Here is a 22,678-nt window from a genome sequence, read left to right on the forward strand (position 1 = left end):
GTCTTGTGAGGGGATTCATGGCAATCAGTACCTTTGACTTATTTAAAATCGGCATCGGTCCGTCCAGTTCGCATACGGTCGGCCCTATGCGTGCCGGACACCGTTTTTTGATGGGCCTTGAGGAAAAAGGCGTCTTCGATCAGGTCGCCACGGTGACCTGTGAGCTCTATGGCTCTTTGGCTTTGACGGGCGTCGGCCACGGCACGGATAAAGCCATCATGCTCGGCCTTTCGGGGGAGCTGCCGGATCAGGTGGACCCGGAAACCATTGACGAGAAATTGGCCACGATCAAACGGGATTTCCGGCTCTTTCTAAAAGGGCAGCGGCCGATCGAGTTTGATCCCAAAAAGCACATCATTTTCTTTCGCAAAAAAGTTCTGCCTCTGCATTCCAATGGCATGCGTTTCATCGCCTATGACGCCGATTATAAGGAACTGCATAGCCGCGTGTACTATTCGATCGGCGGCGGCTTTGTGGTGAACGAGGATACTGCGAAAGAGGACAGGCTGAAGAAGGATACGACCGAGCTGAAATATCCTTTTAAAACGGCGGCTGCGCTTTTGGAGATCAGCAGCGCGCAGAATCTGAGCATTGCCCAGATCATGTTTGAAAATGAAAAGGCCTGGCGCAGTGAAGCGGAAATTCGGGCGGGGCTCGACCGCATCTGGACCACGATGAAGGAATGCATAGATCGTGGCTGTCACAATACCGGCGTTCTTCCGGGAAGTTTGAAAGTGAAGCGACGTGCGCCGGATTTTTATAAGGACCTCACCCAGAATCCCCAGAAAGCCCTGAAAGATCCACTTTCGATTCTGGATTGGGTGAACCTTTACGCGCTGGCTGTGAATGAAGAGAACGCCGCTGGTTCCCGCGTTGTCACGGCGCCGACCAACGGCGCGGCCGGTATTATTCCCGCGGTGCTGCGCTATTACGAGGAATTCTGTCCCGGCGCGGATCAGGACGGCGTGTATCGCTTTCTGCTGACGGCATCGGCGATTGGGATTCTTTATGCAGAAAACGCCTCGATTTCCGGGGCGGAAGTCGGCTGCCAGGGTGAAGTCGGCGTCGCCTGCAGCATGGCCGCGGGCGGGCTGGTGGCGGCTTTGGAAGGGCGTTCGTCCCAGATCGAGGAAGCTGCTGAAATCGGCATGGAGCATAACCTGGGTCTGACCTGTGATCCGGTCGGTGGACTGGTTCAGATTCCCTGTATCGAACGCAACGCTATGGGGGCTATCAAGGCCATCAACGCCAGCCGTATTGCTATGAAACGAGAGGGTACGCATCAGGTGTCGCTTGATTCGGTGATCAAAACCATGCGGGACACCGGGGCGGATATGAAGACGAAGTATAAAGAGACGTCGCGCGGCGGGCTTGCGGTGAATGTGATTGAGTGTTGACCTGGGCCTTGGTAAAAAAATCGCAGCTTCTCGCATCGTCACTACGGAAAGGAAGGCTTCATGTCCTCGGCAACACCCTCGTTTACTCAAATGCTTGGCATCAAACATCCCATCATCGGCGGGGCCATGTATCCATGCAGCAACCCCGAGCTGGTGGCTGCTGTTTCCGCAGCAGGCGGCATTGGCATCGTGCAGCCTATTTCCCTGACTTATGTGCATAAGCATCAGTTCCGCGAGGGCCTTCGCTATATCAGGAGCCTGACCCCCAATCCGATCGGCCTCAATCTTCTGATCGAAAAATCATCCCAGAAATATCTGGAAAAAAACCAGCAGTGGCTGGATATCGCCCTTGAAGAAGGTGTGCGGTTTTTTATCACGGCGCTCGGCAATCCCTCGTGGGTCGTCAAACGCGTGGAAGGCACTGGGGCGAAAGTCTTTCATGATGTCACGGAAAAATCCTGGGCCCAAAAAGCCATCGACGCCGGCGTGCATGGACTGATCTGTGTGAACAATCGCGCCGGTGGTCACGCAGGCAATCAAACGCCGGAAAAACTTTTCCAGGATCTGAAAGCCTTCGGCGTGCCCCTGATCTGCGCCGGTGGCATCGGCGATAAAACCCAGTATCGCAAAGCCCTGAGCCTTGGTTATCAGGGCGTTCAGCTCGGTACCCGGTTTATCGCTTCGAAGGAATGCACGGCCCATGATGATTATAAGCAGGCGATCCTCGCGGCGAAGGAAGAGGACATCATCCTCACCAAAAAACTGACCGGCGTCCCGGTCGCAGTCATCAACACGGGCTATATGAAAAAACGCGGCTCGCAGATGAGCGGGATTGAAAATTTCCTTCTGAACAACGCCCGCACCAAACACTGGGCCCGCATGTTCTATAGCCTGCGCTCGGTGTGGCAGCTCAAGCAGAGCCTTCAGCAAGGCGCGTCCTACAAGGAATTTTTCCAGGCCGGAAAAAGCGTCGCCGGTATCAAGGAAATCCAGCCGGTGGCCGAGATCATTCAGAATCTGGTTGCGGAAGATGCCGCAGCAGCCAGGTCCTGAGAAGGTTCACAGCCTGCTGCCGAATGCGAGGAATCTCGTTCAAAAGTTCATGACGACCACCGCTCACCCGATGAAATTCGATCGGTGTGCGCGTGGCCTGACCCGCCTGCATGCACCAGCTCGACCAGCCGCTCGGATCGATCACGCGCTCCTGGCTTCCGCCGATAATGCGAACCGGGGCCTTCAGAGTTTTAATCCGATCCACTTCCAAAATCGCATCGCAGGCGGCAAAGGTGGCCTCCACCCAACCAAAGGTTGGAGACACATAGGGATAGGGCGCGTGGCAGACGCGCTGAAATCCCGGCAAGGAACGAGTCAAAGGATTGCCGGAAAAATCCCGCCTTTTCTCGGTTCCCGCGCCGGTCGGCTGCTGCGCATAGCGCGTTTTCGCGATGATCCGGGCCAAAGGCTTCGCGATATTTTTGGGCAAAGGTGAATTCGGCATTGCGAGAAGCGGAGAGCTTAAACCCAAAACCCGCGGCTGCAGCTGACCATGCAGAGTTCCATAGAGGGCGATCAAACCGCCCATCGAGTGGCTGACAATCGCATAGGGCAAATCCTCGGCCACGGCCTCCATGACCGCCGCCGCATCCAGCGCATAGTCTTCATAACTCGCCACATAAGCGCGCGGTCCACCCGATGCGCCCTGGCCGCGATGATCCAGGGTCACCCAAAGCGTATCATCACCGAGGTTCATCCAGTCGGGAATGTCGGTATATTTTTCGATCCATTCGCTACGGCCATTTAAAATCAAGACAGCCTGCGTCGCCTTTTTTTTCGGCCGCAGAACCGCAAAGCGAATGGGGATGCCATCAACCGGGGAATCAAGGTTTGCTATGTGCCAGTTGTCCAGAGCTGCTGAAACGGTTGGAGTCATCCAGAGCCTCCTGCAGCCAGAGCTGCATCTCGCGCGGATAGTTGGTGCAAAGACCATCAACGCCGACGGTCATGAGATAGGACCAGAGCTGCTCGCGGTTGGTCTCCCGACGCAGGCCGATGTAGGGATAAATTTCCCAGCCTTCGAGTTTGATCTGCCGGACCATGCCTGGGGTCACGAGCGCGGCATCGGGATGAAAAATGCGAACGGCGTTTTTCTTCATGAAACTCTTCGGGCCCAATTGAAAGGCCATGGGCCACCAAAGGCTTTTGTCCCAGAGGAAAGCGATGCGAATTTCTGGATGATCCCGGGAAAAAGATGCGACAGTGGGTTCCATAAAAGCCGACACGATCACCTTGCCCGCAAGGCTCTGCTTATGGATCAAAGCCGCCAAAGCCTCGACTGTCGCGTGGCCTGGGCTTTTCACTTCGACGTTGAATTCGATCTTCGGCAGAAGCTCGGTGAAGACATCATCCAAAAAAGGCAAAGGCTCGCCATTGGTCAGCTTCACCGTGCGTTCGACTTCCGAACGGGTCATGTCCGCGATCAGCTTGTTGACGCCCGCCGTGCGTTCGAGGCTTTCATCGTGCACGATCGCAAGGTGGCCGTCGCGCGTCAGGTGCACATCGAGTTCGATGCGATGGGCCTGACCATCCACGGCCTTGCGGAAAGCATCCCAACTGTTTTCCAGGGCTTCTGTGCAGGCGCCGCGGTGTGCTATGACTTTCATCGGGATCGTAACCCTCCAGAACTTTATCAATCTTCCAAGCCTAGCGCGATTTTGCCGCAAACTCAACGCTGTTTGCCGGGTGTCTTTCCGTTTCCCCGGCGGGATTGTACAATAACAGTGAGTCGATCCCTCTTTCGTTTTCCAAGGAGTCTTCCCATGCGCAAGCACGCTGGCTGGAAACTATGTTTGGCCATTTTTATGGTTTCATCGGCAGCCCAGGCCGCTGATATGGGTGGCAATTACAAAACCATGAATTTAAGTCTTCCTATCATCGCCTTCGGCGGGGAATCGGTGACCAAAGCCGAGTGGAACCTGCGTGGCAACGGCTCTTTGGGCATTGAGCTGAACATGATGGGCGAGAGCGAAATGTATTCCGACAAGGAAATCGAAGAGAAAAACGGCGACTCTTTGATGATGAAGGCCTCGCAGGTGTCATTCCTTTACTCGCAGTACAGCAAGCCCAAGTCGCTGTCGGGCGGCTATTGGACCGTGGGCCTCGGCTATCGCCAGGTGCAGGGCTACTGGGATCAGACGCCGACCGCCAATCAGGATATCCAGGGCGCCAGCCTGAATGCGGATGGCAAGGTTCGTCACTCCCTGGAGGGCGCGGGCCCCACAGGCACCGTGCGCACCGGCTATCGTTACGTGGCGGAGTCGATTCCCTTCTCGGTCGGCGCTTATATCGGCCTGCGCCACTTCCAAAGCACAATGAAAGACAAAGCCGAAAACGGCACAGTGACCACGACTCCCGAGGATCTGACCTCGCTCCAACGCCGCATGATGAGTCATTTGGAGCCCGGTATTGAACTCGGCCTGGCTTTCTAAGAGATAATCACTGCCAATCTGAACTAGATTCCTCCCAGGGGGACCGTGATTCGTCGCGGTCCCCCTGTGCTTTTCCATTTGTTGCTGGTCTTTAATTCAAGGGCTCGCTAGACTTTTGTCCATTGGCTGAGAAAGTGAAGCGTTCGAGTCAGCGTTGAGGAGGAAAACGTGCGGATTGCGATTGATGCCCGTATGATCAAACAGGGCAGCATGCATGGCATCGCGCGCTATGTTTTTCAGCTTTTGAATGGTTTGAAAATTGGTCCCTCACGGCATCGGTTTTTTATTTTCGTCAACCGCGATTCTCCGCTTTTTTCGGAAGAGTGGCCGGAGCATATGGAGCTGGTGCCAGCCCAGGCGCCCTGGATCAGTCTGAGCGAGCAGCGGGAATTGCCGAAGCTTTTGAGCCAGCTGCGGATTGACCTCTTCCATGCCCCATCGTTCGTGGCGCCGATCTTCGTGCCCTGTTCGATGGTGATGACCATTCACGACCTGAATCATATGGTTCTGCCGCAGTTTTATACCTTATTTCATCAGATGTATTACCAGCTTGTGGTGCGTCGCAGCATCAAGCGCTCGCGTTTTATCCTGACGGTGAGCAAGTTCAGCAAGAAGGAAATCGTTCGCACCCTGAACCTGGATCCTTCGAAAATCTTTGTGACTTATAACGGGGTCTCGGAAGATTATCGGCCGATCATGGATCGTGAGTATCTGGAGTATGTCCGCGATATCTATGGGCTTCCCGAACGTTTCATCCTCTGCGTCTCCAACAATAAACCGCATAAGAACGTGCATCAATTGGTGCGCGCCTACTGCTATTCCAACGTGGATGTGCCGCTGGTCCTGGCCAGTCCCACGGACGCCAATTTGATAAAAATCGCCGAGAATTACGGCAAAAAGCATCTGATCTATTTTTCCAAGTTCATCGAGGAATGCCACCTTCCGGCCGTGTATTCCCTGACGGATTTGTTTGTCTATCCTTCCACTTACGAGGGTTTCGGCCTGCCGCCGCTCGAGGCTCTGGCCTGTGGGACGCCAGTCGTGGTCGCGCGTTCGTCGAGTCTGCCCGAGGTGGTCGGTGACAATGCCATCTTTGCCAATCCCTTCGACTATAAGGCTATCGCCGCAGCCCTGGAGCAGGGCGTTTATGATCGCGGCCTGCGCGACATCCTGCACCACAAGGGTTTGGTTCACTCCCGGCGTTTTTCCTGGGATCAAATGATCGATAAAACATTGAAGGTCTACGAACTCTGTGAACGGCAGCCATTGTCTGATAGCTCGGATCCAGCAGTAACCGCGCTGGCATCGACTGGCCCCCTGCGGAATGATTCTGGACGCGAGCGAGGTTAAGAGTGCGCATAGGTATTAACGGGCGTTTTTTGGTGGCCAAGCGAACCGGCGTTCAACGGGCTGCGTATAATTTGATTAAAACCCTCTTCGAGATTGATCGGGAAAATGAATACATTCTCTTCACCGGCGAGGAGCAGGCGAAGGAATGGAATTATCCCAACGTGAAGCTGGTCACGAGCCGGCTGAAGGTCGGTGAGAACCTGCGCAATCACCTTTGGGAGCAGTTCGTGCTGCCGCGCCTGGCCCGCAAGCACGAGGTGGATATTCTGCATTCACCAGCGAACATGGCGCCGCTTTTCTATCGAGGCGCGTCCATCGTCCACATTCACGATCTTTGCTTCGTCGTGAATCCCCAGTGGTACAGCTATCTCTTCCACACAGCTTATAACGTCGCCATCCCGCGTCTGGCCAAGCGCGCGTCGCGGGTGATCACGAACAGCAACAATTCGCGCAATGACCTTCTTCAGTTCTATCAGGTCGATGCCAGCAAGGTGCGGCTCATCTATTGGGCTGTCGATCAAACCTTTGGCTCGGAGCCGGTTGCCGATCGTCGCATCGAAGAGGAAGGCGATTACATTCTTTACGTGGGATCGCTTGAGCCACGGAAAAATATTGCGACGCTGATCGAAGCCTATGAGCAGCTGAGGACGGATAACCCCGATCTGAAGACGAAATTGATCCTGATCGGCGGTGAGAGTCCGCTGTTTGCGGCCGTACGCCTGCAAATCAAGCAGTTTCATAACGATGTCGTGTTCAAGGGCTTCGTCAGTGATGACGAGCTGAAGCAATACTATCGCAACGCTTTGGTCGTGGCGTATCCCAGCCTTTACGAGGGTTTTGGCCTGCCGCCCCTGGAAGCGATGGCGAGCGGCGCGCCTGTGGTGACGTCCAACACCAGCTCGCTGCCGGAAGTCGTCGGGGATGCCGCTCTTATGGTTAGTCCATATGACTGTGCTCAACTGGCTGGAACTCTGGCTCGTGTCATTCGCGACCGTCGCCTGCGTGAGGAAATGCGCCGCCGCGGTTTCGAGCAGGTGAAGAAGTTCAACTGGTACAGAGTTGCCAGAAATGTGCTGGCAGTATATTACGAAGTTTACTGCGAAACGGGTCAAGGTCGTGGTGATGCCTGCATGCCTTTTGAAAAGTGGCAGCAGATGATCAAAAGGGAAGAGCGTTACATCAAGCAGTCGTCCGAGCTTCCCATCGAGCGTCCCCGGCTACGCAGTCAGGGTCCAATCATGAACCCTCCCGTCCTGCACCCACGAGGGACTGCACAACTATGACTCAACCTTGGACACCAGAGGGAAGGAATACGAGCGTGCTACGTGAACGAGTCAAACATATTCTGCAGCAAGGTCGTGACGGACAATCCGTTACAGTTCGCGCCTGGGTTCGTTCCAAGCGGGTTTCCAAAAACGTGGCTTTCGTCGTCGTGAACGATGGATCCAGCCAGCGCGATCTGCAGCTTGTGGTTGACGCCAATAATCCAAGCTTCGGCAAGCTCGAAGAAGTCAGCACCGGCGCTGCGATTCGCGTGGACGGCGTTCTGAAAAAATCAGAAGGCAAGGGCCAGGACTGGGAAGTTCATGTCGACAAGCTCGAAGTCTATGGCAGCTGCCCCGAGGATTATCCTCTGCAGAAGAAAGGCCATACCCTGGAGTTCCTGCGCGACATCGCCCACCTGCGCGGCCGCACGAATACCTTCGGTGCCGTTTATCGGGTGCGTAATCAGCTGGCCTTCCTTATCCATGAATTCTTTCAAAGCCATGGCTTCCAGTGGGCCCATACACCTATCATTACCGCGTCCGACTGCGAAGGCGCGGGCGAGATGTTCCAGGTTACGACCCTGGATCCGAACAAGCTGCCGCGTGATGCCAAGGGCGAGATTGATTTCAAGCAGGACTTTTTTGGCAAAAGGGCCAACCTGACGGTTTCGGGTCAGCTCAACGGCGAGGCCATGGCCCTTGGCCTTGGTGACATCTACACCTTCGGTCCCACTTTCCGGGCGGAAAACTCCAACACCACGCGCCACCTGGCCGAGTTCTGGATGGTCGAGCCGGAGATGGCCTTTGCAGACCTTCAGGATGACATGGTCCTGGCTGAGGAATTTTTGCGCTTCCTCTTCCGCGAGATCGTGCGCCGCTGTCCAGAAGAACTGGGTTTCCTGGGTCAGCACTATAAAAATATGACGCCCGAAATGATTGCGAGCCTGAGTGAGCAGGCCTTTGGTCGTATCAGCTATACTGACGCTATCAAGGAATTGACCGCGGCCAAGGTTCAATTTGAATATCCCGTGTCCTGGGGCATCGACCTTCAAACCGAACACGAGCGCTATTTGACGGACACGGTCTTCCAAAAGCCTGTGATTGTGACGGATTATCCCAAGGATTTCAAAGCCTTCTACATGCGCCTTAACCGCGACAATAAGACGGTTGCTGCGATGGATGTTTTGGTCCCGCGGATTGGCGAGATCATCGGTGGTTCACAGCGTGAAGATCGCATCGACGTTCTGACGCAGAGAATGAAAGATGTGCATATCAACCCAGATGATCTGGCTTGGTATCTTGATCTGCGCCGTTATGGCGGTTGTCCTCACGCAGGATTTGGCCTTGGCTTTGAACGCCTTGTGCAGTATGTCACAGGTATGGCCAACATTCGGGATGTGATTCCCTTCCCGCGTTTCCCGCAGGGTGTTGCGTTTTGACCGCGACCGGGTGAAGAACAAGATCTTGACCTGAATTGAGGTTATCAGATATAGTCCGTGCCTCTATAAGGATCGCCTTGTGGGGCGATAGCTCATGAGCAAGAGCTGCCATAGGATACACAGTCTCCGGTTGGCAGCTTAACGATACGAGTATTATTGGTATTGCTGGACAAACTGGAGAGTATTATTCCATGAAGACCACGAGCATTAAACCCTCTGATATCAAAAAGCAGTGGGTTCTGATCGACGCTACCGGTCAGTCAGTCGGCCGATTGGCTTCCCAAATCGCATACATTCTGCGTGGAAAGCACAAGGCAAGCTTCGTCCCTCACTTGGACAACGGTGACAATGTCGTGGTGGTGAATGCCTCCAAAGCCGTGTTCACAGGCCGCAAACTCGAAAACAAATTCTATTACCACCACTCCAGTTACGTTGGCGGTATTAAGGCTGTCGTGGCCAAGGATTTGCTCGCAAACAAACCAGAGCGCGTTCTTGAGCACGCTGTGCGCGGCATGCTGCCCCACAACAAACTCGGTCGCAAGGTTTTCCATAACGTGAAAATCTACGCTGGCAATGAGCATCCTCACGAGGCTCAGAAGCCCGTTGCTGCTCCCGCTCGACTTGTGAAGTAAGGAAGGACCGACCATGGCAACGAAAGCTATTCATGCTGTTGGCAAGCGTAAGACATCGATCGCTCGCGTTTACCTGAAACCAGGCAAAGGCAAGATCACGATCAACAAGCGCGACATCGAAGATTACTACCTGCGCGCCACTTCGAAGATGGTTGTTCGTCAACCACTCGAACTCACGGGCAACGTAGGCAAGTGGGATATTCTCGTGAACGTTATGGGTGGCGGCCTTTCCGGTCAAGCCGGTGCCATCCGTCACGCTCTGAGCAAGGCTCTGTCCGACATGGATCCCGAATACCGCAAGGTGCTGAAGGCTCAAGGCCTGATCACTCGCGATTCGCGGAAGAAGGAACGTAAAATGTACGGTCTTAAGTCGGCACGTGCACGCTTCCAGTTCTCGAAACGCTGATTTTGGCCGTTCGAGTTTTGTGGGTTTCGTTTCGGCGCTCAAGCGATGCTTAGCGCCGTTGCTCTTGCGCGAAGGACCGTGCTCTTATGGCTGAAACCATTGACGCTATAGATATTGAGTACACAGAAGACGATAAGGTTGTCGTCAAGCAGTTGGATAAAAATATCCTGACTCGCGGTAGCTGGACCACCATCATGTTCCTCTACCAGGAATTGGATAAAAATACTGACGCTTATGGACCACCCAAAGTTTCCATACGTCGTTACCAGAAGCGTAACGGGGTCTATCGCCAGCAGAGTAAATTCAACATTTCGAGCGCAAAACAGGCTCACGAAATGATTGAGACCCTGCTTAAGTGGTACCCAAAGGATGGCTCAGCTTTCGAAGTACCGGAAGCTCAGGCCTGATAGAAAATCCAGCAATCCATTAAAGCCGGCGAGACGTTATGGTCTGCGCTGGCTTTTTTGTTGCCCCGCCCCTGCCTCTTCAAAATAGCGAATCATCCACCTTCGGCTTGAACAGCCGCACCAGAAACGGCCTTTTCTTCCGTTTTTTAGGCTTACTCTGATCGAGCCGCTCCAGACGCTCCATCCGCATCTCAATGTGCTTCATCGAACGCATGGCCTCCTGCAGAGCCACACAGTTGCGCCAGCTGCTGCGGTCGACTTCGAGGCTGTAAAAGCTGATGAGAGGCCCAGAGCGGGGATGCCAGGCGTGTAGGGGGAGGCTATGCAGAGTTTCCAAAGTACCCGTGTAGTGGGACAGGGCGTCCAGCAGAGCGCGATCAGGATGCGCGGGAATAAGATGCAGATGATCGTTCCGGCTTAACGTGAAAATGAGGCTGGTCAAGGAAACCAAAGCTTCCTGCCCGCGTTCGTCGCCGGTTCCATCCAGTGAGAAAAAGACAAAGCCCTTTCCATAATGCTTGCTGGGAAATGACTGCAGCTCCGCCCAGCCAAGCGGAGGACCATTTTCCTCGGCTTTATAAATCCAGCATGCATCCAAGGTCGGATTCTTGCGACGGCGGTGGCGATAGAGTTTCGGTCTTGCGAATATTTGCTGAGGACAGGACTGCCTCTCCCTCACGAAATAGTCGAAATCTGTAGGCTCCCAGCGACTCTGGTGCTGCCAAAGGCCTTGAGAGAGGCGCAGAGGAAAATCTTCATAACTCGGCTGGTGAAGGAAACTCGGCATTTTTTTCTCTCATTGCTGGGAATTCTTCTTTGCTATTATGAACAAGTCTCGATGGAAACTGAATAGGAGACTCAGCCGTGTTCAATCCGCAGAAAAAAGGGGGCACTGGCCCTGGGAAAAAGGATCATCCGAAAGACTATGCGGTGACTATCATCACCAGCGGCTGTCACTTCTCGGGCAAGCTTTACTGCAAAGGCGCCACGCGCATCGGCGGCAAAGTCGATGGTGAAATCGTCTCTGAAGGTCTTTTGATCATCGAAGAGGAAGCCATCATTTCCGCGGAAGTGAAAGCTGAAGACATCGTCATTCAGGGTCATCTGCGTGGAACAGTCGAAGCACACGGCAAAGTCGAGTTGAGCCCGACCTGTGTTTTCGAAGGTGACATCATCACCCCGGTTTTGGTTGTCCAGGAAGGTGCCCAGTTCAACGGCCGCACGACCATGGATCCGAACCGCATTATGGATCGCCAGGCCAATCATGATCATACAGCCTACTCGACGCCAGTTTTGGGTGGCACGATTCGCCCTGAAGAACTGTCCAAAGTCGATATGAGCATGAACGGTCCCGAAATTAACGCCAATCTTTGATCATACACGGCAACCCGGTTTTTCCAGGCTTCCCACGGAAGCCTGGATTTCGGTATTTTCTGGACGCGAAACCTTCCCCTCGGCATTATCGGACTATGACCCTTCAAGGTCTTTGGTTTTGCATTGTGGTGGAAGGATGCCATGAAAAGGCTTGTGACTTTAAGCGTGCTCGCACTCAGCTTCAGCGGATGTACTCAGGAATTTCAGAATAAAATTTCCCGGAGCGTTCAGAACTGGACCGGTACCAACGGCGTTTTGGATATCATCAGCGACGGGAAAGTGATGTATCGCTTCATAAATATTGATAAATTAACCACGGCAACGGCAACAGGCCAGGGCATTCAGGGCGAATCCCGTGCCTATCGCTTTGGCTATGGCGTAATGGACAAGAATTTCAACCTGGTCGCCGACGAGGACGAAAAGAAGGTTTATTTCGAAATTAGCGATTTCGCCACGAATTATGTGTTCTATGAGAACCCGAATTAAGGATGCCGCATGCGACTTCATCTTCTCGCGCTCTTTGGTTCCCTGCATTTCATGGCCTGTGCCAGTAACGAAGCCGTATTTTCGGATAAGGTCGTCGTCGATCCCATTACCGGCCAGGACGGTCTTCCGAAGTATGTCCAGGCCCAGGGTCAGCAGGCTGTGAAGGGTGGCAAGATCAGCTGGTTCACCTGCACCCAAAGCACAGCGGCACCTTCCATGGTTTTGCTGAATCCCGGACCGAAGAGCTGGAGCAAGGAAGAAGTCTGTAAAACCCCGGCAGCCCTGGCTTTCCTGAATCATGGGCTCAATGTCATTGCCATCAATCGACCGGAAACGGAAACCCTGGGCGACGATGCCTCGCTGAATCAGGTCAAGGAAACCGTGGACTTTCTGCAGAAAGAGGATCGCCGGTTGGAAGGCCTTTGGTCGACGGGCGAGGGGAGTGTCATGGCTCTGCGCCTTGCACGCCAGTACCCCTGGAAGATTCTGATCATCGGCAACGGCATTTATGATATGGAGCTGGCCATGAAAGACAGCGCCGATCAGGACTTCGTGGCTCGTGTCAAAGCCATGCCGGGCAGCAGTGACCCGAACTTCGCTGAAAAGCGTTCAGCAGCTTGGGATCTGAGTGGCCTGCCTAAAGTGATATATCTTTATCATGGCGGCCAAAACTCCCAAATCCGCTCCGATCAAGCCACCCAATTTCGCAATTCTTTGGCCGCCAGCGAACACAGAGTCGAACTGTATATTCTCGAAGAGGATACGCAGAATCTTCGGCCCGACTACCACCGCGGCGTTCTCAGCAAGATCCTTGAGAATTATCAAAAACCCGAGTGATGAGCTCGCTCTTATGCATGAGTGGCCACCCTGTCGGTCGCGGCAGCCTCCGGCAGGAACTGCCGATTTCAGATGGGCGGGATCGCGGTAATATAGAAAGCGGACGGGTCTGTCTGTTTTGGCTTTTTTGTTTGGCTTATAGTTGCTATTTCATTCTGCTGGCAGGGTCTGCTCAAGCCAACTTTTAGATATATGGCGAACAACTGCCGCCCAATACCCAAGCATGTAGGGAGACGATATGGCATTTGAGGTCCGTTTTCCGGTCGTAGGAGAATCCGTCCAAGAAGGACAGGTCTATAAATGGCGCAAAAAGACCGGCGAATTCGTCAAGCGTGACGAGGTTTTGGTGGAAGTCGAGACCGATAAGGCCACTGTCGAAATCGTTGCCGAAGCTGAAGGGACTTTGACCATTCAAAAGAACGAAGGCGAAACGATTGCCGTCGGTGAAGTTCTCGCTTCCATAGATACCGCTGCGAAAGCTCCGGCCGCCAGCGCCCCAGCCGCACCGGCCGCTGCAGCCAAACCTTCTGCACCTGCAGTGCCACCACCTCCTGCAGCCAAAGCCGCAGCGGGAACTGATCCACGTCCGCAAAGCCCAGCCGTCGCCCGTATGGCCGCTGAGCATCAAATTGATACCTCGGGCATCCCCGGCAGTGGCCGCGGTGGTCGCGTCACCAAGGATGATATGGTGGCTCATCTTGAGAGTCCCAAGCCTCCTGTGCCTTCTGCCGCTCCCGCTGCAGCGCCCAAGGCCCCAGCTCCGGCAGCAGCAGCTCCAAGCGGAGCACGCACGGAGCGTCGTGAGAAGATGACCCGTCTGCGCCAGCGCATTGCAGAGCGCCTCGTGGAAGCTCAGCACACAGCGGCCATGCTCACCACATTCAACGAAGTGGACATGAGCGCGATCATGGAGCTGCGCAAGCGTTATAAGGATCCTTTCAAGGAAACGCACGGCGTTGGCCTTGGTTTCATGAGCTTTTTCGTGAAAGCGGCTGTTCAGGCCTTAAAACAATTCCCCGCCATCAACGGTTACGTGGATGGAACGGATATCGTTTACCACGATTATTACGATATCGGCGTCGCGGTCTCGACTGATCGTGGTCTCATGGTTCCTGTGGTAAGAGACGTCGATAAGCTGAGCTTCGCTCAGATTGAAGGCGCGATTGCCGAGTACGCGAAAAAAGGCCGCGATGGCAAGATCTCGCTCGATGATCTGACCGGCGGTACCTTTACCATTTCCAATGGTGGAACCTTCGGCAGCTTGCTTTCGACGCCTATTCTGAACCCACCGCAAAGCGCGATCCTTGGCATGCACAAGATCGAAGAGCGTCCGGTGGTGGTGAACGGTCAGATCGTGGCAAGGCCCATGATGTACCTTGCGATGTCCTACGATCACCGTATCGTGGACGGCAAGGAAGCAGTCGGGTTCCTGGTGAAGATCAAAGAAAACATTGAAGACCCAGCACGTTTGCTGCTTGGAGTATAAGGGCTATGGCGGAAACTCAATTTGATTTGGTGGTGATCGGTGGTGGTGTGGCGGGTTATGTAGCCGCCATCCGCGCGGCGCAGTTGGGACTGAAATCCGCGGTGATCGAAAGCCGTGGGACCCTGGGCGGAACATGCCTCAACGTCGGCTGCATTCCGAGCAAGGCGCTCCTGCAGTCGAGTGAAAATTATTCGCACGCGAAGCATAAGCTCAAAGACCACGGCGTCGTCGTGGAAAAAGTGGGCTTTGACCTTGGCGTCATGATGAAGCGCAAGGAAGGCATCGTCAAGAAGCTGACCACGGGCGTTGAATTCCTGATGAAGAAGAACAAGATCACCTACGTGAAGGGCTTCGGTTCCTTCGTCGACAAAAACACGATCAAGGTGGCTTTGAATGAAGGCGGTGAGCAAACCCTTCAGACGAAATACACCATCATCGCAACCGGCTCGGAACCAATCGAAATTCCGATCGCGCCTTTCGACGAAAAGCAGGTGCTCAGCTCGACCGGCGCGCTTGCCCTTGAAGCCGTGCCCGAGCACCTCGTGGTGATCGGCGGCGGCGTCATCGGTCTCGAAATGGGCAGCGTTTGGGCTCGTCTCGGTGCGAAAGTCACGGTGATCGAAGCCGCGGAAACCATCCTGCCGATGATGGACAAGGATGTGATCCGCACCATGAAAAAAACGCTCGGCGCGGAAGGCATGGAATTCCATGAAAAGACCCGCTTCACCGAGCTGAAGAAAAGCGGCAAGAAGCTTACCGTCGTCGCCGATAAAGGCGGCGAGGTCGTGAGCATCGACTGCGACAAGGTTCTGGTCGCCGTGGGCCGCCGCGCGTTCACTAAAAACCTCGGCCTCGATAAAGTCGGCATCACGCCCGAGAAAAACGGCAAGATCAAGACCGATGGCCACTACGGTACCGGCGTTCCCGGTATCTATGCGATCGGTGATGTGATCGATGGCCCCATGCTGGCCCATAAAGCCGAAGAGGAAGGCGTCGCCTGTGCGGAAATGATCGCGGGCAAGCCTGGACATATGAATTACGAAGCGATTCCGAACGTGGTCTACACCTGGCCGGAAGTCGCGGCGATCGGCATCAGCGAGCAGGATGCGCAGGCCAAAGGCCTGGAAGTGAATATCGGTAAATTCCCCTTCGCTCCGAATGGTCGCGCCATGGCCTATGGCGAAACCGAAGGCTTCGTGAAGCTGATTGCCGATAAGAAAACCGATCGTTTGCTCGGCGCGCATATCGTCGGTCCTTTTGCTTCTGAATTGATTGGCGAGCTGGCGATTGCCTTCGAATACTCGGCCAGCGCAGAAGATGTGGCCCGTTCGGTGCACGCGCACCCGACCCTGGCGGAAGTCATTAAAGAAGCAGCGTTGGCTGTGGACAAGAGATCATTACATAGTTAACGGGTCATCCACCTAAAGAAGGATTCAAGAGATGAAAGGTGTCATCGACGGCGGGAAGTTCACCTATGCGAATGGTGCTAACGTAGCCTACCTGGAGAGCCTTTATAAGGAATACAAGAATAATCCGGATGCTGTGGACCCTCAGTGGAAGCTGTTTTTTGAAGGATATGAATTCGCCGCATCGAGTTCCAAGGGAGTCTCGGCCGGCGTCGGTGCCCAGGATGATTCGGAAGCCAGGGTTGAGCACTTCATCAACCTTTTCCGCCGTCTTGGCCATCTCTCAGCAAACCTGAATCCTTTGGCCCCCAAGCCTCCTCTGGCCAGCGACCTTTTGCCAGCCAAGGCAGGTCTCGGTAACGTCACAGACAGCCAGACCTTTCATCCGGCGACGCTGCCGGTCAAAGGTCCTGTCAGCTTTGGTGAAGTGCACTCGCTCCTTCAGGATACTTACACGCGCACCATCGGTGCTGATTTCCGCGAACTTCCTGATAATGAAGCCCTGGAATGGCTGCAGCAGCAGATGGAAACCACCCGCAACCGTCCCGCGATCGACAATGCGACCAAGGTCCGCATTCTGAAAAAACTCACCCAGACCGAAGGCTTCGAGAAATTCCTTCAGGACCGCTACCTCGGTCAGAAGCGTTTTTCGATCGAAGGTCTCGACACCATGATGGTCCTCCTTGATGTCGTTGCCGATGAAGCAGCGAAATCCCAGGTGGAAGAGATCGAAATGGGTATGGCCCACCGCGGCCGCCTCAACGTTCTCGCCAACTTCATGGGCAAGCCTTACGAACTCATGATCAAGGAATTCGAAGGCAGCGAGATCGAAACCTACGGCATCGACGGCGATGTGAAGTATCACAAGGGCTATGCGTCGCTGATCGAGACGATGAGCGGCGACAAGGTTCGCGCTTACCTGTCACCGAACCCTTCGCACCTTGAAGCTGTGAACCCTGTCGTGGAAGGCTTTGCCCGCGCCCGTCAGCGCATGCTGAACGATCCGCATGGTGACAAGGTGCTCCCGGTTTTGATTCACGGCGACGCGGCCTTTATCGGTCAGGGTCTGGTGGCTGAAACCTTGAACCTTTCCGAGCTGGCGTCTTACAAAACAGGTGGAACGGTTCACATCATTTCGAACAACCAGGTCGGCTTCACCACCGATCCGGAAGAAGGCCGCTCCTGCCGCTATTCTTCGGACATCGCCAAGATCGTGCGCGCCCCTGTGCTGCACGTGAATGCCGATGACGCCGAAGCCGTGGTGTGGGCGGGCCGCATGGCAACCGCCTACCGTCAGAAATTCAAGAAAGACGTTGTGATCGATCTGATCGGTTACCGCCGTCATGGTCACAACGAAACCGATGAACCGAGCTTCACCCAGCCGGTCATGTATCAGATCATCCGCAATCATCCGACCGTCCTCACGCAGTTTGGCGAAAAACTGGTGAAAGAAGGCGTGATGACCCAGGATGCGATCGTCGCGGAAATGAAGAACTTCCGCGATATGCTGCAGACCGGAATGGAAAAGGTTCGCGCGGGTCAGGTGAAGATACTCCCGACCGTTCCCCGTGAGCTTGAAAACAGCACCAAGCATGTGAAGGCCACCGAAGAGGATCTCTTCCGTCCGGCTGAGACTGGAATCAAGGTCAACGTTGTAAAAGAGATCGTGGCCAACGCCACCAAGGTGCCCGCTGGATTCAAGCCGAATCCCAAGATCGAGCGTTTGCTGAAATCCCGCCAGGAAATGGTGGAAGGCGAAGGCAACATAGATTGGGGCCTTGCTGAAATGCTTGCGTACGGAAGCCTTGCGCTGGAGGGCAAGCATGTTCGCCTGTCCGGTCAGGACTGCAAACGCGGGACCTTCTCGCACCGTCACGCTGTGATTCGGGATTTTGAAACCGGCAAGCCCTTGGAACTTTTGAATCAGCTCGGCCAAGGACAGGCTCAGGTGGAAGTGATCAACAGCCCGCTCTCCGAGCAGGGCGTGATGGGCTTTGAATTTGGATACTCGGTAGCGGATCGTGATGCTCTCGTCCTTTGGGAAGCTCAGTTCGGTGACTTCTGCAACGGCGCTCAGATCATCATCGACCAGTTCCTCGCCGCTTCGGAAGCCAAGTGGAAACAGGCCTCGGGCCTTGTCCTCCTTCTGCCTCACGGTTATGAAGGCATGGGCCCTGAGCACTCCAGCGCGCGTCCTGAACGCTTCCTGCAGCTCTGCGGGGACAGCAATATTCAGGTCGCTAACCTGACGACTCCGGCTCAGCTGTTCCACATCCTGCGCCGTCAGCTCCATCGTCCCTTCCGCAAACCCTTGGTGATCATGACACCGAAGAGTTTGCTCCGTCACCCGGCTGTGGTGTCGAAGACCAAGGAATTCGTCGATGGCCGCTTTGTGGAAGTCATTGATGATCTTTCGCAGAAGACCAAGAGCAAGGTTCGCCGCGTGGTCTTCTGTACGGGTAAAGTCTTCTTCGAACTCGACAAGGAGCGCAATGAGCTCGGCGTGGCCGAGCAGGTGGCCCTGGTTCGTATCGAGCAGCTTTATCCCTTCCCGGAAGAGCAGCTGAAGAAGATCATGGCCAGCTATCCTGAAGCCACAGAGATTCTGTGGGTGCAGGAAGAGCCTTCCAACATGGGCGCCTGGACGTTCATCCGTCATCGGCTTGAGGCTCTCTGCAACGAGACTCAGGAGCTCTACTACTGCGGTCGCCGCGATGCGGGTACCACGGCAGAAGGCTACACCAAGGTGCACGAGAAGGAGCAGAAGCGCATCCTCCAGGAAGCGCTGACGCTGCCAGAAAAGGCTGATAAAAAAGCCAAAAAGACCAAGTAACGCATCCTGTCTCCGGTCACATTATGGCCGGAGACCTGTTTCCCTCATCCTTCCTGCCTTTGCCGTCCAAATACGCCTTGACTTCACTTCCCAAAATCATTAGCGTCTTTTCCACTTCGCTGACGCAAGATTCGTCAGTTTAGGAGAGGTGGCCGAGTGGTTGAAGGCGCACGCCTGGAAAGCGTGTAGGTGGGAAACTGCCTCGGGGGTTCGAATCCCCCTCTCTCCGCCAGTGTTTTGAAGCGCAGTGTGATAGCTGGATTCCGGATGGTATTGCTCCGTGAACCCCGCCAGGACCGGAAGGTAGCAACGGTAGCGGGTGTCAGTAGGTGTTCGGGCCATCCAGCTATCACAGTGCGCTTTTTTGCATCTTGTTCTTCCGCTCCCAATCAGCGAAAAACATTCATCCAGAATTTTTTCTGCCGAGGGAGTTCCCCGTGTCTTACGTTTCTTTGGCCCGTAAATATCGCCCCCGTCGATTTGTGGATATGGTGGGTCAGGAATCCACAACCCTCGCGTTGACCAACGCCATTCGCCTCCGTCGTGAACCGCATAGCGTGATCTTTACCGGCGTTCGTGGAGTCGGCAAGACCACCAGTGCCCGGATTTATGCGAAAGCTCTCAATTGCGAGAATGGACCCACAGCGGAGCCCTGCGACGAGTGCGCGAGCTGCGTGGCGATTGCGTCCGGCAATCATGAGGACGTCCTGGAAATCGACGGAGCGTCCAATACGGGCGTGGATGATGTGCGGGCTTTGCAGGAGACGCTGAGCTATGTTCCGCAGCGTTCGACCTATAAGATTTACATCATCGACGAAGTGCACATGCTTTCGATCAGTGCCTTCAATGCGCTTTTGAAGACGCTTGAAGAGCCGCCGCAGCATGTCGTCTTTATTTTTGCGACGACCGAGCTGCATAAGGTTCCGGAAACCATCCAGAGCCGTTGCCAGACTTTTCACCTGCAGAAGATCAGCCGGCCGGTGATTGCGGATCGCGTGCGTTCGATTCTGACAGCGGAAGGGATTCCGTTCGATGAAGGGGCGCTGGCGATTGTGGCCCGAGAGGGTCGTGGTTCGATGCGGGATGCCTTGACCATGCTCGATCAGGCGATTGCCGTGGGCGGTGGTCAGGTGAGCCTTGAGGCTCTGAAGAACATGGTGGGCAGCAGCAGCCAGGCCTTGCCGGTTCTGGAGCTGCTCGATGGTCTTTTGCGGAAGGATGCATCGCAGATTTTGGAAGTGATCGCGCGCTGGGATCAGGAAGGCCTCGCGATGAGCACTTTGGTCGAGGAAACGGCCAAGGCTTGTCGGAATGCCTTTATTTTAAGGGATTTGAAGGGTCAGGCGATCGATCTTCAGCTTTTGGAGCTGGAGGATCGGGAGCAGCAGATGCTGTTGGAGCTGGGTGAAAAAGCGGCGCCGATGGATTTGAATCGCCTTTTCCGTCAGCTTGCGAAATGTCTCGATGATCTGCGGCATGCGGATCTGGATCGTTTTATTTTGGAAAATTATTGTCTGGAGTGGTGCTTTGATCCGGGGCTCCCGGATCTGCAGACACTTATGAATATCATGGCCAGCGGTCAGCCGATGCCACAGATCGCCGCCGCACGTCCTGCGCCTCAGGCGGCGCCCGCGGAAGGTCCTGCGATTAATTTGCGGGAGCGTTGGAAGACTTCGGCACCGTCGGCGTCAGCACCAGCTGCACGTCCGGCCGCGGCACCGACATCAGCGCCTCAGCCTGCGCCTATGGCGAAGCCTGCGGCGCCTTCTGTGGGGAAAGGTTTAGGGCCTCAGGCCTCGCTTGATAAGCCTTTGGCTTCAACACCGATGAGTCAGACGGGAGTCAAATCACCACAGGTGGGTGTATCGCCGTCTCAGGCTGGCTTTGATAAGCCAGGGCCTCCAGTTTCAGGACCGTCGACAATTAGCCAGGCTTCGGCGCAGCCGATGGCAATATCTCAGCCGCCACTGCCTCCAACTTCAGCAGCGATCAGTCAGTCTTCGGCACAGCCGCTGGGTTCTGCCATGAGTCAGTCTTCAGCGCAGCCTGCTATCAGTCAATCTTCAGCGCAGCCGATGCCCCAGACCGGTGCGATGCCGTCATCTCTTGTACAGAAACTGGCCATGGCCCAAGCGGCTCAAGCCGCTCAGGTTGCTGCGGCAGCAGCACAGCCTACGTTAAATCCTTTGCGTGCAGCGAAGGAAGCCCAACTTTCGGCGATGGGAGCGCCCCACACGGCGAAATCCAATTCTCCCGGCGAGCCTGAGTCTGCGAAGACAGTCGCTCACACGCCAGCTGCTGAAGCTGCAAAACCTGAAGAAAATACCAGGCCAGCGTCATCGAACCCTGAAATTACGGCATTGCTTGAGAAAGCAAAGCCTGCAGCGGAACATACGCCACCATCTCAAATGGAAAGCGCGTCGCCACCTGCAGCCGAACCCGCACCAGCAGGCCCGGCTCCCAAATCACTGCGCTCGCTCCTGGACTCGGCCGCGCAGAACTCTGCTTCAGCGGCGAAGGCTCAGCCTGCGGCGCGCGCAGAAGCGAAACCTGCAGCACTTATTAAAACAGGCGGAACCACTCGCATGAATGGTCCGGCCATGCCTCCTGAACCGCCTCCCTTTGATTTAAGCGACGACGATGTCCCGCCCTGGGTTCTGCAGGAAGAAGCCGCCAGGCAAGGCGCCGTGGCCGCACCCATGGACGAGCCCGCGCCGCCCGAGCCTCCGAAGAACGAAAGCTTTCTGAAGCAGATGGCTCGCAGGGATGCGAATACTCCCGCGCCGCCTCCCGCGCCTCCGAAAGTCGAAGTTGCGCCGGCCCCGGTCGCCGAAGCGCCTTGGGAACCGTTCTGGCCCGAAAACTGGCGTGCATTCGTCGATGAATGGAAAAAACAAAAACCACTCCAGGGTCGCGTTCTCGAGGAAGCCTATCTTTTGGAATACACCCCGCAGCGGATCCGCCTAGCGGTCGAACCCACGAGCATGGCGGGCGGCAAGCTGCTTCAGCAGGACGTTCGCAAACGTCTTATGGAACAGTTCACGCAGCTTTTCGGCTTCAAAGGCATACTCGAAGCCGTGCCCAAAGCCGATGCGCATCCCGGGAAATCGGCAGCCGGCCAGGCGCCGGATCTAGGCGAAACGCTGTTGGACGTCAAAAACCGCGAACGCGAAGTCGCCCGTGAGCATCTGCGCGCGCGTTTGGAGGAACACCCCATGACCCGTGAGGTAATTTCCCGTTTTGGTGGTACAATTGAACAAATCGAGCTTCAATAGTCCACAGAATGGGAAGAGCGCCGATGGCCTATGCAAACTTCGAAACACGCGAAATCCATTGCAAAGTCCTTTATCTCGGCGCCCCGGGCGCAGGTAAGACCGCGAACCTTCGCTCCATCTACAGAAGAAGTTCCATCCGCCTGACCCGGGAGCCCGCAGAATTCATCGCCGATAACTTCGCGCCCTATGAATTCATCCCGCTCTCTTTGGGTCAGCTCAAGGATTTTCACGTCAAACTCCATGTCTACACCATGCCCGAACACGGCCTCTATCCGACGTTCAACATGGTCCTCCTCAAGGGAATTGACGGCCTCGTGTTCGTCGTCGACAGCTGCCTCAGCGCTTTGCAGGAAAATCTGGATTCCTGGCAGCACACCAAAGAGCTTCTGACCCAGGAGGGCATTAACTTTTCCGCCCTGCCGCGGGTCATCCAGTACAATAAGCGCGATCACGAAGAGGCCATTGCGCTGGATGTTTTGAAACAGGAGTTGAATCCCAACGGCCTCGCTGATATTGAAGCAGTGGCCACGCAGCACATCGGCACTTTGGAAACCATTCAAAAAATTTCAGGCCTCATCCTGGATGAGCTTGGGAAATAGG

Annotated in this window: 20 protein-coding genes, 1 tRNA gene and 1 other RNA gene; 19 read left to right on the forward strand and 3 right to left on the reverse strand. The window is 55.1% G+C overall.

The window, feature by feature from the left end; all coding sequences use genetic code 11:
- Positions 1–17 precede the first annotated feature (17 nt).
- Entirely contained in the window at positions 18–1,397 is a 1,380-nt protein-coding gene (locus VFO10_RS03325) for an L-serine ammonia-lyase (protein WP_325137260.1), read from the forward strand.
- A 60-nt stretch (positions 1,398–1,457) separates the two neighbouring features.
- Complete coding sequence (locus VFO10_RS03330; protein ID WP_325137261.1) at positions 1,458–2,450, forward strand: nitronate monooxygenase; 993 nt, start codon at positions 1,458–1,460, stop codon at positions 2,448–2,450.
- On the opposite strand, the gene VFO10_RS03335 is transcribed toward VFO10_RS03330, so the two are convergent.
- Together VFO10_RS03335 and VFO10_RS03340 are read right to left on the reverse strand one after the other, a co-directional pair.
- A complete protein-coding gene (locus tag VFO10_RS03335; protein ID WP_325137262.1) occupies positions 2,404–3,327 on the reverse strand; it encodes an alpha/beta hydrolase in 924 nt (307 codons plus the stop codon). The genes VFO10_RS03330 and VFO10_RS03335 overlap by 47 nt on opposite strands.
- On the reverse strand, positions 3,275–4,057 hold the full coding sequence (locus VFO10_RS03340; protein WP_325137263.1) for a glycerophosphodiester phosphodiesterase: 783 nt from the start codon (positions 4,055–4,057) through the stop codon (positions 3,275–3,277). The genes VFO10_RS03335 and VFO10_RS03340 overlap by 53 nt, the downstream gene beginning before the upstream one ends.
- Before the next feature lie 156 nt (positions 4,058–4,213).
- On the opposite strand from VFO10_RS03340, the gene VFO10_RS03345 reads away from it, so the two are divergent.
- The 7 genes from VFO10_RS03345 (at position 4,214) to VFO10_RS03375 (ending at position 10,381) form a co-directional block, all read left to right on the forward strand.
- Positions 4,214–4,882 (forward strand): hypothetical protein, encoded by a 669-nt coding sequence (locus tag VFO10_RS03345; protein ID WP_325137264.1) that lies wholly within the window; start codon positions 4,214–4,216, stop codon positions 4,880–4,882.
- Positions 4,883–5,050: 168 nt separating this feature from the next.
- On the forward strand, positions 5,051–6,232 hold the full coding sequence (locus VFO10_RS03350) for a glycosyltransferase family 1 protein (RefSeq protein WP_325137265.1): 1,182 nt from the start codon (positions 5,051–5,053) through the stop codon (positions 6,230–6,232).
- A gap of 2 nt (positions 6,233–6,234) precedes the next feature.
- Complete coding sequence (locus VFO10_RS03355) at positions 6,235–7,515, forward strand: glycosyltransferase family 1 protein (protein WP_325137266.1); 1,281 nt, start codon at positions 6,235–6,237, stop codon at positions 7,513–7,515.
- A 35-nt stretch (positions 7,516–7,550) separates the two neighbouring features.
- Complete coding sequence (asnS, locus tag VFO10_RS03360) at positions 7,551–8,936, forward strand: asparagine--tRNA ligase (RefSeq protein WP_325137267.1); 1,386 nt, start codon at positions 7,551–7,553, stop codon at positions 8,934–8,936.
- Between the two features lie 191 nt (positions 8,937–9,127).
- A complete protein-coding gene (gene rplM / locus VFO10_RS03365; RefSeq protein ID WP_325137268.1) occupies positions 9,128–9,568 on the forward strand; it encodes a 50S ribosomal protein L13 in 441 nt (146 codons plus the stop codon).
- A 13-nt stretch (positions 9,569–9,581) separates the two neighbouring features.
- Positions 9,582–9,974, forward strand: a complete 393-nt coding sequence (gene rpsI / locus VFO10_RS03370) for a 30S ribosomal protein S9 (protein ID WP_325137269.1) — start codon at positions 9,582–9,584, stop codon at positions 9,972–9,974.
- A gap of 86 nt (positions 9,975–10,060) precedes the next feature.
- On the forward strand, positions 10,061–10,381 hold the full coding sequence (locus tag VFO10_RS03375) for a hypothetical protein (protein ID WP_325137270.1): 321 nt from the start codon (positions 10,061–10,063) through the stop codon (positions 10,379–10,381).
- Positions 10,382–10,460: 79 nt separating this feature from the next.
- On the opposite strand, the gene VFO10_RS03380 is transcribed toward VFO10_RS03375, so the two are convergent.
- Positions 10,461–11,168, reverse strand: coding sequence for a hypothetical protein (locus VFO10_RS03380; protein ID WP_325137271.1), 708 nt, complete (start codon positions 11,166–11,168; stop codon positions 10,461–10,463).
- 77 nt (positions 11,169–11,245) lie between these two features.
- On the opposite strand from VFO10_RS03380, the gene VFO10_RS03385 reads away from it, so the two are divergent.
- The 10 genes from VFO10_RS03385 to VFO10_RS03430 all read left to right on the forward strand — a co-directional run bounded on the left by VFO10_RS03385 (position 11,246) and on the right by VFO10_RS03430 (position 22,677).
- Positions 11,246–11,755: a polymer-forming cytoskeletal protein gene (locus tag VFO10_RS03385; protein ID WP_325137272.1), complete on the forward strand. Its 510-nt coding sequence runs from the start codon at positions 11,246–11,248 to the stop codon at positions 11,753–11,755.
- A 141-nt stretch (positions 11,756–11,896) separates the two neighbouring features.
- Positions 11,897–12,241: a hypothetical protein gene (locus VFO10_RS03390; protein ID WP_325137273.1), complete on the forward strand. Its 345-nt coding sequence runs from the start codon at positions 11,897–11,899 to the stop codon at positions 12,239–12,241.
- 9 nt (positions 12,242–12,250) lie between these two features.
- Positions 12,251–13,078, forward strand: a complete 828-nt coding sequence (locus VFO10_RS03395; protein ID WP_325137274.1) for a hypothetical protein — start codon at positions 12,251–12,253, stop codon at positions 13,076–13,078.
- A 238-nt stretch (positions 13,079–13,316) separates the two neighbouring features.
- Positions 13,317–14,564: a 2-oxoglutarate dehydrogenase complex dihydrolipoyllysine-residue succinyltransferase gene (gene odhB / locus VFO10_RS03400; RefSeq protein WP_325137275.1), complete on the forward strand. Its 1,248-nt coding sequence runs from the start codon at positions 13,317–13,319 to the stop codon at positions 14,562–14,564.
- Between the two features lie 5 nt (positions 14,565–14,569).
- Positions 14,570–15,973, forward strand: a complete 1,404-nt coding sequence (lpdA, locus tag VFO10_RS03405; RefSeq protein ID WP_325137276.1) for a dihydrolipoyl dehydrogenase — start codon at positions 14,570–14,572, stop codon at positions 15,971–15,973.
- A 31-nt stretch (positions 15,974–16,004) separates the two neighbouring features.
- Complete coding sequence (locus VFO10_RS03410; RefSeq protein ID WP_325137277.1) at positions 16,005–18,803, forward strand: 2-oxoglutarate dehydrogenase E1 component; 2,799 nt, start codon at positions 16,005–16,007, stop codon at positions 18,801–18,803.
- A gap of 142 nt (positions 18,804–18,945) precedes the next feature.
- Positions 18,946–19,035 (forward strand) — tRNA-Ser (locus VFO10_RS03415).
- A gap of 22 nt (positions 19,036–19,057) precedes the next feature.
- Positions 19,058–19,154: signal recognition particle sRNA small type (gene ffs / locus VFO10_RS03420), an RNA gene on the forward strand.
- 86 nt (positions 19,155–19,240) lie between these two features.
- On the forward strand, positions 19,241–22,078 hold the full coding sequence (gene dnaX, locus VFO10_RS03425) for a DNA polymerase III subunit gamma/tau (RefSeq protein ID WP_325137278.1): 2,838 nt from the start codon (positions 19,241–19,243) through the stop codon (positions 22,076–22,078).
- Positions 22,079–22,101: 23 nt separating this feature from the next.
- Positions 22,102–22,677 carry a GTPase domain-containing protein gene (locus VFO10_RS03430; RefSeq protein ID WP_325137279.1) on the forward strand — a complete coding sequence of 192 codons (576 nt, stop codon included), beginning with the start codon at positions 22,102–22,104 and terminating at the stop codon, positions 22,675–22,677.
- The last annotated feature ends 1 nt before the right edge of the window (position 22,678 follow it).

Source organism: Oligoflexus sp. (genome assembly GCF_035712445.1).
In the GTDB taxonomy this organism is placed as follows: Bacteria; Bdellovibrionota_B; Oligoflexia; order Oligoflexales; family Oligoflexaceae; genus Oligoflexus.

Coding starts and splice junctions, on each gene's coding strand:
- VFO10_RS03325 (WP_325137260.1), top strand. CDS start 18: ATGGCAATCAGTACCTTTGACTTATTTAAAATCGGCATCGGTCCGTCC.
- VFO10_RS03330 (WP_325137261.1), top strand. CDS start 1,458: ATGTCCTCGGCAACACCCTCGTTTACTCAAATGCTTGGCATCAAACAT.
- VFO10_RS03335 (WP_325137262.1), bottom strand. CDS start 3,327: ATGACTCCAACCGTTTCAGCAGCTCTGGACAACTGGCACATAGCAAAC.
- VFO10_RS03340 (WP_325137263.1), bottom strand. CDS start 4,057: ATGAAAGTCATAGCACACCGCGGCGCCTGCACAGAAGCCCTGGAAAAC.
- VFO10_RS03345 (WP_325137264.1), top strand. CDS start 4,214: ATGCGCAAGCACGCTGGCTGGAAACTATGTTTGGCCATTTTTATGGTT.
- rplM (WP_325137268.1), top strand. CDS start 9,128: ATGAAGACCACGAGCATTAAACCCTCTGATATCAAAAAGCAGTGGGTT.
- rpsI (WP_325137269.1), top strand. CDS start 9,582: ATGGCAACGAAAGCTATTCATGCTGTTGGCAAGCGTAAGACATCGATC.
- VFO10_RS03375 (WP_325137270.1), top strand. CDS start 10,061: ATGGCTGAAACCATTGACGCTATAGATATTGAGTACACAGAAGACGAT.
- VFO10_RS03380 (WP_325137271.1), bottom strand. CDS start 11,168: ATGCCGAGTTTCCTTCACCAGCCGAGTTATGAAGATTTTCCTCTGCGC.
- VFO10_RS03390 (WP_325137273.1), top strand. CDS start 11,897: ATGAAAAGGCTTGTGACTTTAAGCGTGCTCGCACTCAGCTTCAGCGGA.
- VFO10_RS03395 (WP_325137274.1), top strand. CDS start 12,251: ATGCGACTTCATCTTCTCGCGCTCTTTGGTTCCCTGCATTTCATGGCC.
- odhB (WP_325137275.1), top strand. CDS start 13,317: ATGGCATTTGAGGTCCGTTTTCCGGTCGTAGGAGAATCCGTCCAAGAA.
- lpdA (WP_325137276.1), top strand. CDS start 14,570: ATGGCGGAAACTCAATTTGATTTGGTGGTGATCGGTGGTGGTGTGGCG.
- VFO10_RS03410 (WP_325137277.1), top strand. CDS start 16,005: ATGAAAGGTGTCATCGACGGCGGGAAGTTCACCTATGCGAATGGTGCT.
- VFO10_RS03430 (WP_325137279.1), top strand. CDS start 22,102: ATGGCCTATGCAAACTTCGAAACACGCGAAATCCATTGCAAAGTCCTT.